Genomic DNA, 18,842 nt, shown 5'->3' on the forward strand with positions numbered 1-18,842 from the left:
CGGAGCATAAGTGGCCTTGAGCGTGATGGCCGGGTTTTGGTCATTGCGCTCAAGGTCCTTATGTGCAGGTTTCTGGGCTGGCGATCGCGTTTCAGAGCGTGAGCCGGCGCGTTCAGAAGTCGGAGCATAAGCGGCCTCAGACGTGATGGCCGGGCTTTGGCCATTGCGGCTGAGGTCCTTACACGCAGACTTCTGCGCCGGCGAACGCGTTTATGAGCGTGAACAGGAGCGCTTAAAAACCGAAGCATAAGTGGCCTTGAGCGTGATAGCCTCCTCTTAACTATTGCACCGTGATCCATACATCCAGCTTTCTGCGCCATGAAGCACGTTATGGTAAACGCATTTTCCACATTCACAAAGCAACTGGTCTCACCGTCAAAACACACCGCACACCTCACCAAAAATTTTCAGCTCAACTTCAAAGCTAGCGACTCAGACGAATTTTTTCATCCCGATGAAGTGTCTCCAAAGATTTTCCTGCTGTCTCCGGTACAAACAAAATGACAAACAGCAAAGAAATGAGATTGGTGCCAATGAAACAAACAAAAGTCCAAAACATACCAATGCCTGCCAAACCGATCGGGAAAAGAACGCCGACCGCAAAATTAGCGAGCCACAGGAAAAATGTCGCCGTTCCCATTCCCAAACCGCGTAATTGCTCGGGAAAAATTTCTGATAGAAGCAACCACGTCATCGGGCTAATAGCGCCTTGGAAGAACGCTAGAAAAATCATCATCATGGTGATGGTTGTAAATGCGCGCCATGAAGAGCCTGCAGGTAAGCGGCTCGCGAAGGTCACGCCAGTAATTGCAATACTAGTCCCGATTAAGCCGATGATCAGCAATGGACGCCGCGGAACATGCTTTAGCAACTGTAAGGTGACAAGGGTTGCTGCAACTGCCGTTACCCCATTAGCAATATTGGTGATTAAGGCACTATTACGACCAAATCCGGTCATTTGCAAAATCGATGTACCGTAATACATCATGACATTGATCCCGGCAATCTGCTGAATCACGCCCAATCCGATTCCGATTAGCACCAGCCGCCGAATCCACTTAACCTTAAGCGCCGTGATCCGGACTTTCTTGTGTTTCGCGCTGGCCGCAATGGTTTGCTCCAAATGATCAAGTTCTCGCGGAACCTCTTGCGGCGCACGAAGAACCGACAAGCTCGCCTTTGCAGCTGCCTTTCGTCCTTTCATAACTAACCACCGTGGCGACTCCGGAACAAAATAAATGCCGATTCCCAAGATAATAGCAGGAATAACCGCTAACACAAGCATCCAGCGCCAAATCCCAGGCATATCACCAAAGTTTGTCCCTAACACGGCATTAAGGATGAACGCAAGCAACTGACCGGTGACGACCATCAATTCATTTTGGGTCACCAGCCGCCCGCGATGGCTTGTTGGCGCAATTTCGGCTAAGAAACTTGGCACTAACACGGAAACGCCGCCAACCGCTAATCCTAGAATCAATCTTGCCCCAATCAGCCAAATAGCACTTGGCGCCATTGACGAAGCAAGCGTTGCCAGAAAAAATAATCCGGCTAATCCAGCAATTAACCGTTTGCGTCCATAACGATCACTAATACGTCCCACTAAAACAGCACCAAATGCTGCCCCAAGTGTCAAACTGCTGGTCACCCAGCCTTGCTGACCCGGAGCCAAGTGAAGTTCACTGGAAATAAATGGCAAGGCACCATTGATGACGCCGGTGTCATAGCCAAAAAGAAGGCCACCCATTGTTGAAATCAGGGCAACTAACCTTAAACGAACACGTGCGCTCATCAACGAATGGTGTCGTTGACGCAAGCCTGTCTTTGTTTGATTCTGCAAATACATGCAATTCCCCCTCATCAACTAGGTGAACCGCCATACTTACTAGCAAAGATCCGCATCGCAGCTCAACCATTTAGTTTACATAATAACCATAGCACTTTTCTGAAAAATCTGCAGAGCGTGAGCCGGCGCGCTTAGAAGTCGGAGTGTAAGTGGCCTCAGACGTGATGGCCGGGCCTTGGCCATTGCGGCTGAGGTCCTTACACGCAGACTTCTGCGCCGGCGAACGCGTTTCAGAGCGTGAGCCGGCGCGCTTAGAAGTCGGAGTGTAAGTGGCCTCAGACGTGATGGCCGGGCCTTGGCCATTGCGACTGAGGTCCTTACACGCAGACTTCTGCGCCGGCGAACGCGTTTCAAAGCGCCACAATCCAGACTTGTGCCCCATCTTCCGTCAAGAGATCACAACCAATTTTTCAATTCCAAACAAAAAAGCGTCAACCCTAGAAAGGATTGACAGCTTCTTTAAATCAATACATTTTATTGTCCGGTAGTCTTCTTAACCAGATCAGCGTTTTCGTCGTTTGAAATATTTTCATTCAACGCAACGTCAGCCATCTTGGCCATGTCCTCGGTGGAAAGCCGCTTCATCAAGCTGCGAACCTTAAGAACAGAAGTTGCAGACATGGAATATTCATCAAGTCCCATACCAAGCAATAATGGAACCATGATTGGATCGCCAGCTGCTTCACCACACATACCAGCCCATTTGCCTTCCTTATGCGCTGAGTCAATAACATGCTTAACCAGACGCAAAATGGATGGGTTATACGGTTGATACAAGTATGAAACATGTTCGTTCCCACGATCAGCTGCCATCGAATATTGAATCAAATCGTTGGTACCGATTGAGAAGAAGTCTACATACTTGGCAAACTGATCAGCCAAAACAGCTGCAGCAGGAATTTCGATCATGATGCCAAGTTGGATGTTGTCGGAAACCTTCACGCCATCCTTGACCAGCTTTTCTTTTTCTTCGGTGAAGATCTGCTTAGCCTGTTTGAACTCGGCAATCGTCGCAATCATCGGGAACATAATCCGTAAGTTACCAAAAGCAGACGCACGCAACAACGCACGCAACTGAGTCCGGAAAATATCCTGACGATCAAGACTAATCCGGATCGCACGATAACCCAAGAATGGGTTCTGTTCTTGCGGTAATGGCAGATATGGCAAGTGCTTGTCCCCGCCAATATCCATGGTGCGAACAACAACCGGCTTTGGATTCATCGTTTCAAGAACCTTCTTGTAGGCCTCAAACTGATCGTCTTCAGTCGGTAGCTCAGCAGAATCCATGTATAAGAACTCAGTCCGATACAAACCAATACCTTCAGCGCCATTTGCCAAGACCCCATCAAGATCTTTTGGTGTCCCGATATTGGCAGCAACATCAAAGTGCTTACCATCAGCGGTAACTGATTTGGCTGTCTTCAATTGCGCCCATTCAGCTTTTTGCTTGGCAAATGCTTCAGCAGCTTGCTTGAATTTGGCAACTTCATCAGTAGTCGGATCAATGACAACTTCACCAGTCAAACCATCAACGGAGATCGTTTCCCCGTTGGTCGCTTTCTTGGTGACATCGTCCGTACCGACAACGGCTGGAATTTCCAGCGACCGTGCCATAATCGCACTGTGCGCTGTCCGTCCGCCGATGTCAGTGACAAAGGCCTTAACATATTTCTTGTTCAATTGGGCAGTATCAGAAGGCGTCAAATCGTGAGCCACGATAATGACTTCTTCGTCAATTAATGCCGGATTCGGCAGTGTACGTCCTAACAAATGTGCCATGATCCGTTTGGTAACATCGCGAACATCGGCAGCACGTTCCTGCATATATGGATTATCCGTCATGCCTTCAAAAGTCTGAATGAAGAATTCAGAAATTTCTTTCAATGCCTGTTCAGCATTGACTTTTTCATCTTTGATCTTGGACTCGATCTGACCCGTAAAGTCAGGATCGGCCAAAATCATCATATGGGCATCAAAAACTTGTGCCTCTTCTTCGCCAAGCGATTCAGCGGCCTTTGCTCGAATAACCTTTAACTCATCATTACTTTGATCAAGTGCCTGCTTTAGCCGGTCGATCTCCTTTGAAGGATCATCAACCGTCTTTTTGTCAAATGATAAATCAGGTTGAACCAGTAAATAGGCCTTCGCTGTGGCGATCCCATCACTAGCAGCGATTCCCTTCAAATGTTCAGCCATTATTCAGCCAAGCCTTCCTTTTTCATTGTGTCCGTAATTGCAGCGATTGCATCGGCTTCGTCAGCGCCTTCAGCAGAGATTGTAACATCGGCACCTTGACCAACGCCCAAACTCATAACACCCATGATGGACTTCAAGTTAACGCTCTTACCTTTATATTCCAAGTTGATATCTGAGTTGAACTTGCTAGCTGCTTGTACCAACAAGGTTGCCGGACGTGCGTGAATCCCGGTTTCTGCAATAATGTTAAATTCGCGTTTTTCCATGACTGATCTGCTCCTTCGTATTAACTAGATTTTTCTAGTGTTTTTCCGAATAGTTTGTGTGCGTACTCGTACCCAAAACAATTCATGTAAACCTTACCATTTTTTCCAGCCTATCACAAGCGCCACATGAGATTTGACACTTACTTAGCGGGAATCGACCGACCGGTAATGGTACTCGATGACACCATCGCGTTTGGCCATCCCCACAATCTCTTCACGATCGGGATAGTTTGTCCATGCCGACCGAAACGCCATAAACGTTTCCGGCGTCACCGTGATCTTGTCACGCTGACCAGTCTTTAACTCATCCATTAAAGCGACATAATCCTGAGTCATCTATTTGCCTCACCTCACTTCATAAGGGTAGCATAAAAGTAGGCATTGAAAAAGCGCTAAGGCCTGATATCACTGAAATTTTTGCATCTTTTTAGCACTCTTGCGGTTAGAGTGCTTGCATTCTGGTAATGAGGGTGTATACTATTGCCATAGGTCAAGAAAGGTCAAACCTTTTTGACCGTTATGTGGCACCTAATTAGACAGGAAGGTTGTGACAAAATGTTATGTGAAAACTGTCATAAGAATCCAGCCACTATTCATCTTTCAACCGTTGTTAACGGGACTCGGCAAGAAATCAATCTTTGCCAGAACTGTTATCAATTACTCAAGAAACAAGCAGGAGGAAATATGAATCCAACCAACGCATCCGATCCATTTGGGTTTGGAAGCTTAGATGATATTTTCCGTGCGATGAATCAGGGAATGGATCAACCGCAACAGCCAAACGCACAGGTTCCGCCTACCCAGGCAGGACGCGGCGGCAACAATGGCCGCAATGGCAACGGCGGTAAGGGCTTGTTAGGTCAGTTTGGTGTTGATCTCACTGAACAGGCACGCAAAGGTCAAATTGATCCAGTCATCGGTCGTGATAAGGAAATCTCACGCGTGATTGAAATTCTGAATCGCCGGACCAAGAATAATCCAGTCTTAATCGGTGAAGCCGGGGTCGGCAAAACCGCGGTTGTTGAGGGACTGGCACTAAAGATTGCTAATGGCGACGTTCCAGCCAAGTTGCAGGATCGCCATGTGATTCGCCTTGATGTCGTTTCACTCGTTCAAGGCACAGGCATTCGCGGTCAATTCGAGCAGCGCATGCAACAATTGATTGACGAACTGAAGCAAAATAAGAATATTATCCTATTTATTGATGAAATCCACGAAATTGTGGGTGCCGGCAATGCTGAAGGCGGAATGGACGCCGGCAACGTCTTGAAACCCGCTTTGGCTCGTGGCGAATTACAACTAGTCGGCGCGACGACCAGCAACGAATACCGTCAAATTGAAAAGGATTCTGCCCTAGCTCGGCGCCTTCAGCCGGTGATGGTTGAAGAGCCTAGCGTTGATGAAACCATTAAAATTCTGAAGGGTCTGCAACCGCGCTACCAAGACTTCCACCATGTGAAATACACGGAAGGCGCAATTGAAGCTGCGGCAACCCTCAGCAATCGTTACATTCAGGATCGCTTCCTCCCTGATAAAGCCATTGACTTGTTAGACGAAGCCGGTTCACGCAAGAACCTGACAATTGCCACCGTGGATCCTGAAACCATTAAAGCTAAGATTGCTGATGCCGAAAAGCAAAAGCAAGCCGCACTCAAGCAGGAAGACTATGAAAAAGCCGCCTTCTATCGTGATCAGGTCACCAAGTTAGAAGACATGGCCAAAAAGCAATCCAATCTGCCAGATGATGAAATCCCAACCGTTACCGAAAAAGACATGGAAAAAATTGTTGAAGAAAAGACAAACATTCCAGTCGGTGAACTCAAAGCTCAGGAACAGGCGCAACTGAAGAATCTCGCCAGTGACCTTGAGCAACACGTCATTGGTCAAAATGAAGCAGTTGATAAAGTTGCTCGGGCAATTCGGCGCAATCGCATCGGCTTCAATAAAACCGGGCGACCAATTGGCTCCTTCCTATTTGTCGGACCAACCGGTGTCGGCAAAACGGAACTGGCAAAACAGCTCGCTAAAGAACTATTCGGTTCTGAAGATGCCATGATTCGGTTTGACATGTCGGAATACATGGAGAAGTTCAGCGTCTCTAAGCTCATCGGGTCACCGCCAGGCTATGTCGGCTATGAAGAAGCCGGCCAGCTAACTGAAAAAGTTCGGCGCAATCCATACAGTTTGATTTTGCTTGATGAAATTGAAAAAGCCCACCCGGATGTCATGAACATGTTCCTGCAGATTCTGGATGACGGCCGCCTAACCGATTCACAAGGTCGAACTGTTTCCTTCAAAGATACTATCATCATCATGACTTCTAACGCCGGATCAACTGATGCGGAAGCTAACGTAGGCTTTGGTGCAACGTTAAGCGGTAAAACCCACAGTGTGCTGGATCAGCTGGGTAATTACTTCAAACCAGAATTCCTGAATCGCTTTGATGACATTGTTGAATTCAAGCCGCTTTCTAAAGACGACCTATTGAAGATTGTGTCACTGATGATTAATGACACTAACAACAATCTCAAGAGTCAGGGATTAACGATTCATGTCACCGATCCCGTCAAGGAAAAGCTTGTCACTCTGGGTTACAATCCATCCATGGGGGCACGGCCATTGCGTCGGGTTATCCAGGAACAGATTGAAGACCGTGTGGCTGACTTTTACCTCGACCATCCTAATGCCAAGGAACTTGAAGCAAGGATCAGCAACGGAGAAATCACAGTTGGCGAACCAGCCAAGGCAGAAGCCTCTTCAAAAACAGCCAAGAAATAATCCGATTGTTGAAGATTGAAACGTTCTCAGTGCGACCAATTGGTTATCGTGGTCGTAAATGAGGCTCGCACTAAATCGGTTCAAGCATAAATTGCTTGAACCGGTTTTTTTATTCCGAAGCTTCCAGGATCAATTATCAAAATAAAAAGTTCACGCTCTTTTCTTGTCAGTGCAGCAGCGATCAGCGCTTTTGCTTGCTGAATATACGCCTAGAAAGCTAAAGTTAGTGGACCTCAACGAGCGTAGTTGTATCCATTCCGTCCAGTCATCACGATGTCAATAATATTATTTTTTCTTAAACTGTTTTATAATAAAACCAGTAGGGAGAGAAATGGAGGGCATGACCATGCGATTAATTAACGTAACCAACAGCTTCAGAAATTTGGTAAACCAGCAGCTGAGCGGTACCGATGCCCGACTCGTCAAAGTCTTTTCACTCGGTCAAACCACAGTTGTTTATACAGAGGCCCCTTCGCATATTGAGCTATTATTCACCAATGAACGCCGCAACATCCAGCGTGAAGAAATTGCCTTCACGTTAGATCGCTTGCTAAAGAAATCAATCGGTGATGTAACGCCAATTATGGGCCACCACCTAGCAGAGGTCACGGTTCCCAAGCTTGAGCGCCAGGCAGAATAAGCCGCTGTCATTATCAGATAACTTTTTAGGTAAGGTCGGCTGTTGATCCTCATACCGGTAAGATTTTCACTTACTAGTACTCCAAGTCCTGTTGGCCGGTCAGTCCGGAAACACAGGCATCAAAAAAGCGACCGTAAATGGCCGCTTTTTTTGATGCCTGCTTTTGATTATAGTTTCGCCGTTAACTTGACATCCGGATACTTGTCAGCAAACCAGCGCTCTGCATATTGATTTTCAAATAAGAATAGCGGATCGCCGTGAACGTCCTCAACGAGCAGGTTACGGGAACTGCTCATCTTTTCGTCCATTTGCTCAGGGTCAATCCAGCGAGCAATGCGGGAACCAATTGGCGTCATGACCACTTCAGAATGATATTCATGCAGCATCCGAAATTGGAAAACTTCAAATTGCAACTGGCCGACAGCCCCCAAAATGTATTCATTGGTGTGATAAGTCTTATACAATTGGACAGCACCTTCTTGAACCAGTTGCTGCATACCTTTGTGGAACGACTTTTGTTTCATCACATTCTTCGGGGTTACACGCATAAACAGTTCCGGCGTAAACTGCGGCAGCTTCTCAAACTGAATCGACGTTTTCCCTTGATAAATGGTGTCGCCGATTTGAAAATTACCGGTATCATACAAACCAACAATGTCCCCTGCTACCGCTGTAGAAACCGTTTCGCGGCTGTCGGCCATAAACTCAGTCGAATTATTTAGCCGCATGGTCTTACCTGTCCGATGCAAGATGACGTCCATCCCCCGGTCGAATTCACCAGAGACAATCCGCACGAATGCAATGCGATCGCGATGAGCCGGATTCATGTTCGCCTGAATCTTAAAAACAAATGCCGAGAATTCCGGATCAGTCGGTTTGATTTCGCCATCTTGAGCGGTTTTCTTTGGCCCTGGCTCAGGCGCGTACTTAACAAAGCTATTTAAAAAGGTTTCGACACCGAAATTGGTTAACGCGGAACCAAAGAAGACAGGGGTTTGGTCGCCAGCCATGATCTTCTTGAGATTAAACTGATTGCCGGCATCGTTGAGCAACTCAATATCATCCAGCGTCTGCGTATAAATCGAATCTTGGGTCAAAGGCTCGCTGGCATCCAGTTCGCCTTTGTCGTTAAGCGGCAAAAAGCGATCGGCACCTTCCTGTCGGTACAATTCAATCCGATTATTGACGCGATCATATAATCCCTTTAACCCTTTACCCATACCGATCGGCCAGTTCATCGCATAGCCTTCGATTCCGAGCAAGTCTTCCAGCTCAGCGATTAAGTCCAAGGGCTCGCGACCATCACGATCCAGCTTGTTCATGAAGGTAAAAATTGGAATACCGCGCTGTTTGACAACCTTAAACAGTTTTTTCGTTTGTGCTTCAATCCCTTTAGCAGAATCAATCACCATCACTGCCGCGTCAACTGCCATCAGCGTTCGATACGTATCTTCAGAGAAATCCTCATGCCCCGGCGTATCCAAAATATTGATGCGCTTACCTTGATAATTAAACTGCATGACGGAACTGGTGACGGAAATCCCACGTTTCTTTTCAATTTCCATCCAGTCAGATTTGGCAAAATGACCGGATTTCCGTCCTTTAACGGTACCGGCTTGGCGGATGACACCGCCAAATAACAACAATTGTTCCGTAATGGTGGTTTTCCCGGCATCCGGATGTGAAATAATCGCAAACGTTCGCCGTTTTGCTACTTCTTGTGCTCGTTCTTGTGGTTTCATAATCTGTTTCCTTCCAAAAATAACATTACGCCTGCCAACATACCTTTAACTCTCAATGCTGGCATCGCTAACTATCCGCCTCCTTGGAAACAACTTCTAAAGGTGGCGTCTCACTTAAATGAATATGCACATTGACCAGCCGAGAACCTTCGACTTTACCAGTGGCAAGCTGCACCCCCGGAGCCAGTTCAAGCTTCTCACTATGATGGGTCGAAGGAATGGCCCCAAGTTGAGTGAGCACATAACCGGCAATCGTGTCAACATCCGGCGCTTCTAAGTTAGTTTTAAACAGCTCATTAAATTCCGAAATCGGCATCCGTCCCGAAACAATGAAGTCGTGGTCGGTTTGTTTCGTGTATAGCTTTTCAGCCTGATCGGATTCATCATCAATATCGCCGACAATTTCTTCCAACAAGTCTTCAATCGTGACAATGCCAACGACCCCGCCATACTCATCCAAAAGAATGGCCATCTGTTGCTGCTTGGTTTGCATTTCAGTCAACAACACGTCAACGGGGATCGTCTCCGGAACAAACACCGGCTCAATCATCACCGATTCGATCTTAACCTGGTCAAAGCCAACACGCCGGGCTTCTTTAAGCAGGTTTTTAATATGAACGATCCCAATAACGTGATCTTTGTCTTCTTCATAAACTGGAATTCGTGAATAAATGTTATTCAAAATTGCATCAATAGCGCTTTGATCCGGTTCCTTGGCATCGATCATAAACGCATCCGTACGCGGCACCATGACTTCACGCGCCATCGTATCAGACAACGAGATGATACCTTCAAACATTTGGTACTCGTCCGGTTCAATTGCGCCGGCATTGCGACCATTTTCAATCATGGCAACCATTTCTTCTCGGGTAACGGACTCGCCTTCATGACTAAACTCCATGGGGGTCAGCTTCATCAGCAATTTAGTCGAGGCGGATAATAGCCAGACAAACGGGCGCATTAACGTTGCCAGCCAACTAATCGGTGTGACGCTGATCTTGGCAACCCGTTCCGTCATCTGAAGCGCCACCTGCTTAGGATAAAGTTCCCCGAAAACAAGCGAGAAATATGACAAAATCAACGTCACTAAAATCACTGCCGCTTCGTGTGCAAACGACCATGATCCAAAAATCGGAGCGACTTTATCGGCTAATGTCGTCGCCGCTGAAGCCGAGGCAAAGAAACCGGCAAAGGTGATCCCGACTTGAATGGTAGCCAGAAAATGACTTGAATCCTTCATGATGGCAACTAGCTTGGCGGCTTTGCGATCACCTTTATCAGCCTGTGCCTGCATTCGAGCACGTGAACTTGAGACAACCGCAATTTCTGCGGCTGCAAATCCTGCATTGATTAATGTTAACAGCACAATGAGGATTAACTGTCCCCATATCTGGCCGTCCGGGTCACTGCCCATTTCGAATCCACAACCTTTCGTAAAAAAAACGGGGACTCATCCCCGTAGTTCGATCACTTTAGTATAGCAAGACCTTATTTCTTTTTCAATTCCGAATCGGGCTTGTCAGCGTGCGTCGGGGCTTCAAGTGACAATTCATGGTCCTCATCAAAATCCTCGTCATTCTTATGCTCCTGGTGAAAACGATACAGCTCATATAAATAAGTAATGACCGTCTTAATGACAGCGTAAGTCGGCACGGCAAGAATGGTGCCCAGCAAGCCCCACAGATTCCCCGCTACCATCAGTAAAATGATGATGGTCAACGGATGAATATCAAGCGAGCGGCCAATGACATTAGGATAAATAAAATTGCCATCCGTCATCTGAATAATCACGACAACCAAGACCACGAGCAACATTTTAGTCCATCCTTCAGTGGCAGCAATAATCAAAGCCGGCGCAATCCCGATGTAGGGGCCTAAATAAGGAATGATGGTAACAACACCGGCAATAAAACCAAGCAGATACGCATACGGCATGCCGATAATCAAGTAGCCGATAAAGGTGAACGTACCAACGAACAAACATTCAATCGCCTGCCCGCCAATGTAATGCGATAAGGTCGCGTTAAGTCGGGTAAAGACAGTAGCCACTTCAGCATGATAACGCCGCGGCAGCAAGCGCTGAATACTTGGAACGAAATTTTCGCCATCTTTGAGAAAATAAAAGAGCATCACCGGAATCGTAATAATACTGATAACGGTACTTGCCAACGAGCCAATCACCCCAGGCAGGCCACTTGAAAAGCCGCCAAGTACCTGACTCAGCAGTTTACTCGGGGAAATCTGCAAGCTTGCAACATATTTACCGATGTTTAACCGCTGATACCAAGTATAATGCGATGCTTTGCTGATAAACGTGCGTACACCTTTTAAGAAGTCGGGGATATTCGTCACGAATTGGGTTATCTGATAGATCAGGTTCGGTAACACCGCCATGACAATCAAAACAATCGCACCAATGACAACTAAGAAAATCAGTAAAATCGAAACATTGCGGCTGATATGCAATCGCTGTAATAACTTCACAATCGGGTTAAACAGGTAAAACAAGAACCCCGCCGAAATGATCGGGATCAGTAACGTTGAAAAGAAAGTCGCGACCGGTGCAAATAAAAAAGAAACCTGCGTTAAGCCGATCACGATAAAAATTAAGACTAACAATTCGACTGACCAGAACATTAATTTTGAATGGCGTAACTTATCGAACATAATCGACCTCCCCAACGTCTTCTCACTAGTGTTATAATAGCAAACAATTTATCAAAACGGAAAGAAGGCTGACGCATTGGAAGTAAAATCAACAACAGACTTAGACTCTCAGGTTCATCACGACAGCGTACAGATAAGAACCCATGTATTTGTGGAAGAACAACACGTTCCGGCAAATCTGGAAGTGGACGCGGATGAAGGCAAAGCCACTTATTTTGTCGTCTACGATGCTGGCTTACCGGTGGCAACAGCACGGATTTTACCAGAAGGAACCGGTTATCACGTCCAGCGCGTTGCCGTCGAAAAGGCCTACCGCAAACACGGGCTTGGAAAAATGGTTTTAAATGCGATTATTGCCTATGCCCGCGAGCAAAACGTTGCGTTCCTGAAGCTCGGGGCACAACTGCAGGCAATCGGCTTTTATAAAACATTGGGCTTTCAGCTAACCGACCAGCCTGAATTTCTAGACGCCGGAATCCGTCATCGCGAAATGCAATTACAGCTTACGTAACCTTGTGTATGATTTGATTAAACCATCCGAATGTGAAAAAAATGCGCTTCTAATTTGATTTTCTTAGAAGCACACCCTGACAAGCCGCTTAGTTCGTGCTTGTTTTTTTATTCATATTCATCAACCCCGGTTAGCTGATGCGGATTGATGTACAGGCGATAAGCCACCTCGGCAACCTTACCACCGCTCAAGCGATAACTTTCCAGATAGTAAGGATGATCCGTTTGCCCAAGCCGCTCCGGAAGCGGGTATCCTGCTTGTTCAATAACGTGTAACCCTTGATTAAAGCTGGTCGCTAACGGCAATTCTTTCATGAGCACGCGATCGGCAGACTGCTTCACCTGCCCGGCAGTTGCGGCTGGTAGTTTAAAACACTCATAATTTTTGGGCACTTTGACGTCAACCGGTAACAAACTGCCAACCCAATAAATAAAGGTATTGTACGGCGAAAAAACAACCAAAGCTGTTCGATTAGGTGTTTTAGTCAACTGATCCAGTGTTTTAAAACCAAACTGGTGTTCAAAATCCGCCCACGCTGGTGCAAACGTCCCCAGTTGGTCGCTATCTTCGGTTGTATATGCGTGTCCGGCCAACAATTGTGCTGGCTGTTGTGGAATCTCTTTCATGTTGCCCTCCAAAACCTAGTGGACTAAATCCGATGTGCAAGCTGAATATACCGCCGATACCATAAATCCACGTATGCCTGCGAAAATGGTCCTTTACCGTGATTAATCCAATCGACAAGCACTTTGACGTTTGCCTTTAAGATTCGATCCGTTGTTGCAGGATAATGCCACAATTTCCGATGCGCTTCATACTCATCAACATCTAAAAGGCGCTTTTCACCATCAGCGAAAACCTTCACATCCAGATCATAATCAATATACTTCAACGCTTCCTGATCCATTGTAAACGGGGTGGCCAGATTACAATAGTAAGAAACGCCGCCTTCACGAATCATGGCAATGACATTGAACCAATAATGTTTATGAAAGAAAATAATCGCCGGTTCTCGCGTTAACCACCGGCGGCCATCGGATTCGGTCACCAATGTATGATCGTTACAGCCGATTAAGGCATCTTCACTGGTTTTAAGAACCATCGTATCACGCCAGGTACGATGCAAACTGCCATCATGTTTATAACTCTGAATGGCGAACGAGTCGCCTTCTTTAGGGATTCGCATACTTAACCCGCTTTCTAAAATTCCGTGTTTCATTATAACAAACCTCATGAAAATACGACAGCGCGTAAGCAAGGCGGACGGCGGTAAGTGTCAACTTTTCCTCGGTTCTACTCTCATTAAGTGATTTCCGATACTCCGGGCTGGCCTCCTCCCCAACAGCAGCCTTTCGCCTCAGCCGTTTTACGATTCATCCACCAGCTCACTTAATACATCATCAATCGCGGCCAAATCAAAGCCCTTCCGGAACAGTGCCGTCTTAACCTTCTGCTTGCGGGTGCGCTCATCATAGCGTTGCTTTAAGCGCCACTGTTTCTCCGCCTCTGTCTTTAGCATGGTCAACTCGGCTTCCGGGTCTGGCTGCGGATCGAGTTTTGCGATAGCTGCCTGGATAGTCGCCTCATCAAATCCTTTTTGCATCAGGTTCACGCGCAGCCGCTGCAATTGATCTTTGTACGCACGGTTTCGATGATGCCGTAAGTTCTTTTGCCCGGCACGAACCGCAACTGCCGTCCACTCATCTGATTCGATGCCTGCCAGCTGATCGGCTAACAGCTCCGTAGCAATACCTTTTTGACGAAGCTTGTATTGAACGACCCGCGGACCGGAGTCACCCATTTTGAGATCGGCCTCCAGATAGCGCTTCACATAGTCGACATCATCCAAAAACCCCAGCTCCGTCAAACGGGTTAAAATTTGTCCGATCACATCTTTGGGCAGTTCTTCTTTCTCCAACCGTTCCCGGACTTCTTGACGGGTTCGACTTTGATGCGTGATATAATTCAGCCCGATCTCCAAGCCCATCGCGACGACTTCACTGTCTTTAATCTGCGCGATCATATCTGCCGTGAGCGTCATTCCCTTGGCTAGGTGGTAAGTCACCAGCGTTGTTTCACTGACTGGAAACGCATATTGGCCGTCCAAAAAAATATTGTACCGACCACGCCGTTTTTGTGCCGTTATCTTGGTGATTTGTGCCATGTTACTTTGACCGCCTCTCTAATCATACTGTCAGTTATGTTATACTTTTCATAAATATATGGAGGTTAGTTATGTTTGAAGCCAGTTTCTTTGACCGTCATAGTCTTACCAACTACCAGCTATTTCGGGCAATGAAGACCTTGCCACAAACAACCTTATCGATCAATGCACTAAGCCGCGCCACTGGGTTATCGTATTCTCAGACCTACACGGCATTCCAGACCGTTTTGGTTCAGTTAAATCAAATGATCCCCGCCGAGACAATCGACGAGGCTAATTTTGCGCAATTTTTAGGCAATGTCACGATTAATCAATATCGGTTTGCGTTACTTAAAGAAAGTCTGCCGTTTGTCTTCTTTGATGATGTGTTTAAAAACCCGCACCCTGATTTTCACACATTTAAAGAGGTACATCAAACCAGCGTCTCCACCTTAAGAAGGCGCATCACGCCATTTCGTGATTATCTGGCTGATAATGGCGTTAACCTCAACAGTACGACTTGGGCGATCGAAGGCGATGAACTTCATATTCGTCTGGCAATGTTTACTTTTTTTATGCTCGCTTATCGTGGAGCTGGTTGGCCTTTTTCAGCCGAAGAAGAAAAGCAAGCCAAAACTTTGCTAACCGTCATCAATCAAACTGATCCGGACTTTTTACTAATGCCCGTTGAACCAATGTCAAAAGAAGCGCTGGTTGTGCTTTCCATTCAACTTATGCGGATTAAACAAGGTCATCCCTTATTACCTAATCGCCGAATGCAATTGCTATTTTCCGGACATGAGGACCTGCCTGATCTGATTTTTACATCAGAACAATTCCCGAACTTATCTGATTCGCAGCTGAAGGCCGAAAAGCAGTTTTACTATTTTATGCGGCTTTATTTTATGACGGTCACCCGCCAACCACAGAAAATCGACCGCCAATTGCTGACTCATTTTGGAGAAACCGACAATCTCGTCAATCGGTTTGTGACCGGATTGGTTGACCATTTAAATGATCAGCTTAAAAAAACCGACCGCCAGCCCATCGCTGAAAGCCAAGTGATGATTGCAAATCTGTATCGGCTCAGCTTTAATGAATATGTCCTTAATGGCCGCTTTAGTCAGCGTCTTGATTTTGCGCAATCGTTGTATGACGAAGCCGATAGCAGCACCTTGGCAACTGCTATTCAGCGTTATCTAAAGCAAATTCCCAAGTCAATGCCAGAATCAGTATTTGCAGATTTCCCCGATCAGTTTATTAGCGGGCTCTATTTACTGGTTAGCGACAACTATCCTGAACTCAACCATGATATGCAAATGATTGTCAATGTTTTGATTGAACATGACTCATTTGCCAAGCGGGACTTGTTAGACTTTTTGAACGATTTAGGTTTTATTCGGGTTGTTCCGCCAGTTGAAGCGGTCAAACCCGACTTGATCATTACCAGTATTACTAAACCAAAAAGGGTGATCCCGCGTTTGGGCCACCCGTTTGATCCCACGACACCGTTGATCACCTGGATGCCGGAACCGACTGATTTGGATTATTTTCACCTTTATCAGCGACTCAAACAATTACAACGCCAGCATCGATCAACCGCTCGCTCCTAAATTGCCTCAATGCAACGGTTTAGCCGTATACCCCACAAAATAAACCAGCGCTTCATAACCGGCTAGTCCAAGGATGACAGCGGTAATCAGTAGCGTATTGTTCAAATTACTGGTGCGCGTAAACCATAAAAAGACAACCATCAGAAACATCACCACAAAATAGGCGTTTTGCAAACTGCGGTTAACCTGGATTTCAAACTTGGCATCCGGGCTTTGATAATCAATCGTGTGTACCGTATTCAAACGTCCTACTTTATATGTGATTTTATCACCACGTTGAACTTTTAAATCCAGTGTTTCACCAACATGCATGATGTGCGCGGTTTCATTTTGCCACACAGTCGCCGTCATTTTTTTGCTCATACTATTCGAATAATTAATTTTCACAGTCAATCCTCCCGAATCTTCATTATACTAGAATCACTCGGGTATCGTCACCATTTGTCAGCGTAAAGGAGTATTTCATGGCAACCACGGTTAAAATCGGTCAACGTTTTCCTTTAACGATCAAGCGTCTGGATATTAACGGCGCCGGAATCGGATACTATCAACGCAAGATCACCTTCGTTATCGGTGCACTTCCCGGCGAAGTGGTCGTCGCCGAAGTCACAGCCATTCACGATCGTTATCTTGAAGCAAAGACACACAAAATTCGATCAGCCTCACCGGATCGGGTCACCCCAACGGAACCGCTTTTTGGGCAAATCGGCGGCGTTGAGTTGAACCACCTTGCCTACCCTGCGCAGTTGCGATTCAAACGCGATGTTGTCGCCCAAGCGCTGGCCAAATTCAAACCACTTGGCTGGCAACATTATGATTTAAAACCAACTAGCGGAATGACACACCCAACGCACTATCGCAACAAAGCCCAGTTCCCGGTTCGCGAAATTGATGGGCATGTTCGCGCCGGTTTATACGCGCCTGGATCCCACCGCCTCATCCCTCTAACGCACTTTTTAACTCAGGCACCGCTGACCATGAAGGTGGTGACGACTTTATGTCAACTACTCGAAGACCTTCAAATACCCATTTATAACGAGAAAAAGCACGCCGGTATTGTTAAAACGTTAGTCGTTCGCGAGTCCTTTTCAACTGGGCAAGTTCAAGTCACCTTTATTACCAACAGTGCCAAGTTACCAAAGCAAGCTCAATTGATCACCACTATTGCCGCCCAACTGCCCATGGTTGTCAGCATCGCCCAAAACATCAATCCTGGTAACACCTCGCTGATTTGGGGAAAAGACAGTCGTTTGCTGGCTGGTCAGCCATATATTCAGGAAACCTTGTCCGGGCGTACTTTCCAACTCTCACCGCAAGCCTTTTTACAACTAAACCCTAAACAGACCGAACAGCTTTATGCCATTGCCAAAGACGCCTTGCAACTTGCGCCAGATGACACGCTGATTGATGCTTATTGTGGTATTGGTACGGTGGGGATGAGCCTAGCTAACCGTCACCAGTCGATTTACGGTATGGATACGATTCCTGAAGCAATTGCCGATGCTAAAGCTAATGCCAAAAATAACGGCTTTAACAACACTCATTATTTTGTCGGTAAAGCAGAAACCTTATTCCCTAAGTGGCTCAAGGAAGGTATTCGTCCCAATGCCGTCATTGTCGATCCACCACGCTCCGGACTCGAACGGCCATTTATTGATGCGCTATTGCAACTTAGCCCGCAAAAGTTTGCTTACATCTCGTGTAATCCGTCCACGTTGGCGCGGGATTTGGTACCGCTAGCCAAGCATTACCAAGTCGATTGGATTCAAAGCATCGACATGTTTCCGCAAACAGCGCGGTGTGAAGCTGTTGTCAAGTTCACCAGACGTTAAACTGAGTCACTTGTTACCTGATTCGGGATTATGTGCCCAGTTCTGGTTTAACTTGACGTTTGTACGAATCATCGCCATTTTCCAATCATGCTAAGTGAGGTCCTCTTTCAATGAAAATTTATTTTGCCAATGCACTGTTTAGCCACGCCGATTTTGACTACAATGCCAAACTAGCAGCCCAGATCCGCACCGCCATTCCAAAAGTTGATCTGTACGTCCCTCAAGAAAATGCGGCCATCAACAACAAAGAAGCGTACGCAGATTCCAAGATGATTGCTGAAGCCGACACGCAGCGGTTAGAAGCAGCTGATTTAATGATTGCCATTTTGGATGGTCCCGTCATTGATAACGGTGTCGCAACTGAAATTGGTGTGGCGTATGCACGACATATTCCGATTCTGGGGCTCTATACAGACAGTCGGCGTCTGGGCGCTACTAATGACAAGAAGCTCGCCGCCTTGCAAGAAGTGGCAGAAAACCAATTTCATTATCTCAACTTATACACGACCGGCTTGATTAAGCTCAACGGTGCCATTTTCACCGATGAAGCGGCCTTGATTGCAGCCATCAAAGCCCGCGCATCGGCATAATCAAAAAAGCTTCCG

At 46.6% G+C, this 18,842-nt stretch carries 17 protein-coding genes; 6 read left to right on the forward strand and 11 right to left on the reverse strand.

Annotated elements, in window-relative coordinates; translation table 11 throughout:
- Window positions 1-424: 424 nt before the first annotated feature.
- The 4 genes from ACWP87_RS06935 to ACWP87_RS06950 form a co-directional block, all read right to left on the reverse strand.
- On the reverse strand, window positions 425-1,846 hold the full coding sequence (locus tag ACWP87_RS06935) for a sugar porter family MFS transporter (RefSeq protein ID WP_014569768.1): 1,422 nt from the start codon (window positions 1,844-1,846) through the stop codon (window positions 425-427).
- 474 nt (window positions 1,847-2,320) lie between these two features.
- A complete protein-coding gene (gene ptsP / locus ACWP87_RS06940; RefSeq protein WP_014569770.1) occupies window positions 2,321-4,045 on the reverse strand; it encodes a phosphoenolpyruvate--protein phosphotransferase in 1,725 nt (574 codons plus the stop codon).
- Complete coding sequence (locus ACWP87_RS06945) at window positions 4,045-4,311, reverse strand: phosphocarrier protein HPr (RefSeq protein ID WP_003566007.1); 267 nt, start codon at window positions 4,309-4,311, stop codon at window positions 4,045-4,047. The genes ptsP and ACWP87_RS06945 overlap by 1 nt, the downstream gene beginning before the upstream one ends.
- A 144-nt stretch (window positions 4,312-4,455) precedes the next feature.
- Window positions 4,456-4,647 (reverse strand): hypothetical protein, encoded by a 192-nt coding sequence (locus ACWP87_RS06950; RefSeq protein ID WP_005685424.1) that lies wholly within the window; start codon window positions 4,645-4,647, stop codon window positions 4,456-4,458.
- Window positions 4,648-4,866: 219 nt separating this feature from the next.
- Between ACWP87_RS06950 and ACWP87_RS06955 the strand changes: the two genes are divergently transcribed.
- Together ACWP87_RS06955 and ACWP87_RS06960 are read left to right on the forward strand one after the other, a co-directional pair.
- Window positions 4,867-7,089: an ATP-dependent Clp protease ATP-binding subunit gene (locus ACWP87_RS06955; protein WP_015764984.1), complete on the forward strand. Its 2,223-nt coding sequence runs from the start codon at window positions 4,867-4,869 to the stop codon at window positions 7,087-7,089.
- Between the two features lie 346 nt (window positions 7,090-7,435).
- Window positions 7,436-7,729, forward strand: a complete 294-nt coding sequence (locus ACWP87_RS06960) for a DUF1827 family protein (RefSeq protein ID WP_005685422.1) — start codon at window positions 7,436-7,438, stop codon at window positions 7,727-7,729.
- Between the two features lie 167 nt (window positions 7,730-7,896).
- On the opposite strand, the gene ACWP87_RS06965 is transcribed toward ACWP87_RS06960, so the two are convergent.
- The 3 genes from ACWP87_RS06965 to ACWP87_RS06975 all read right to left on the reverse strand — a co-directional run bounded on the left by ACWP87_RS06965 (window position 7,897) and on the right by ACWP87_RS06975 (window position 12,138).
- On the reverse strand, window positions 7,897-9,471 hold the full coding sequence (locus tag ACWP87_RS06965) for a peptide chain release factor 3 (RefSeq protein WP_014569772.1): 1,575 nt from the start codon (window positions 9,469-9,471) through the stop codon (window positions 7,897-7,899).
- Between the two features lie 67 nt (window positions 9,472-9,538).
- Complete coding sequence (locus ACWP87_RS06970) at window positions 9,539-10,885, reverse strand: hemolysin family protein (RefSeq protein WP_014569773.1); 1,347 nt, start codon at window positions 10,883-10,885, stop codon at window positions 9,539-9,541.
- Between the two features lie 74 nt (window positions 10,886-10,959).
- Entirely contained in the window at window positions 10,960-12,138 is a 1,179-nt protein-coding gene (locus tag ACWP87_RS06975; protein WP_014569774.1) for an AI-2E family transporter, read from the reverse strand.
- 76 nt (window positions 12,139-12,214) lie between these two features.
- Between ACWP87_RS06975 and ACWP87_RS06980 the strand changes: the two genes are divergently transcribed.
- Window positions 12,215-12,649, forward strand: a complete 435-nt coding sequence (locus tag ACWP87_RS06980; RefSeq protein ID WP_005714043.1) for a GNAT family N-acetyltransferase — start codon at window positions 12,215-12,217, stop codon at window positions 12,647-12,649.
- A gap of 107 nt (window positions 12,650-12,756) precedes the next feature.
- On the opposite strand, the gene ACWP87_RS06985 is transcribed toward ACWP87_RS06980, so the two are convergent.
- From ACWP87_RS06985 to recX, 3 genes are all read right to left on the reverse strand, one after another.
- Window positions 12,757-13,275: a hypothetical protein gene (locus ACWP87_RS06985; RefSeq protein ID WP_014569775.1), complete on the reverse strand. Its 519-nt coding sequence runs from the start codon at window positions 13,273-13,275 to the stop codon at window positions 12,757-12,759.
- 23 nt (window positions 13,276-13,298) lie between these two features.
- Window positions 13,299-13,835 carry a nucleoside tri-diphosphate phosphatase gene (ntdP, locus tag ACWP87_RS06990; RefSeq protein ID WP_005685414.1) on the reverse strand — a complete coding sequence of 179 codons (537 nt, stop codon included), beginning with the start codon at window positions 13,833-13,835 and terminating at the stop codon, window positions 13,299-13,301.
- 180 nt (window positions 13,836-14,015) lie between these two features.
- On the reverse strand, window positions 14,016-14,813 hold the full coding sequence (recX, locus tag ACWP87_RS06995) for a recombination regulator RecX (RefSeq protein WP_014569776.1): 798 nt from the start codon (window positions 14,811-14,813) through the stop codon (window positions 14,016-14,018).
- A gap of 71 nt (window positions 14,814-14,884) precedes the next feature.
- On the opposite strand from recX, the gene ACWP87_RS07000 reads away from it, so the two are divergent.
- Window positions 14,885-16,405, forward strand: a complete 1,521-nt coding sequence (locus ACWP87_RS07000) for a helix-turn-helix domain-containing protein (protein ID WP_014569777.1) — start codon at window positions 14,885-14,887, stop codon at window positions 16,403-16,405.
- Window positions 16,406-16,411: 6 nt separating this feature from the next.
- Here the strand turns inward: ACWP87_RS07000 and ACWP87_RS07005 are convergent, their stop codons facing one another.
- Window positions 16,412-16,792 (reverse strand): hypothetical protein, encoded by a 381-nt coding sequence (locus ACWP87_RS07005; protein ID WP_005685411.1) that lies wholly within the window; start codon window positions 16,790-16,792, stop codon window positions 16,412-16,414.
- 77 nt (window positions 16,793-16,869) lie between these two features.
- Between ACWP87_RS07005 and rlmD the strand changes: the two genes are divergently transcribed.
- Complete coding sequence (gene rlmD, locus ACWP87_RS07010) at window positions 16,870-18,237, forward strand: 23S rRNA (uracil(1939)-C(5))-methyltransferase RlmD (protein ID WP_014569778.1); 1,368 nt, start codon at window positions 16,870-16,872, stop codon at window positions 18,235-18,237.
- A 110-nt stretch (window positions 18,238-18,347) separates the two neighbouring features.
- A complete protein-coding gene (locus ACWP87_RS07015) occupies window positions 18,348-18,827 on the forward strand; it encodes a nucleoside 2-deoxyribosyltransferase (RefSeq protein WP_014569779.1) in 480 nt (159 codons plus the stop codon).
- The last annotated feature ends 15 nt before the right edge of the window (window positions 18,828-18,842 follow it).

Source organism: Lacticaseibacillus sp. 22, from assembly GCF_055413445.1.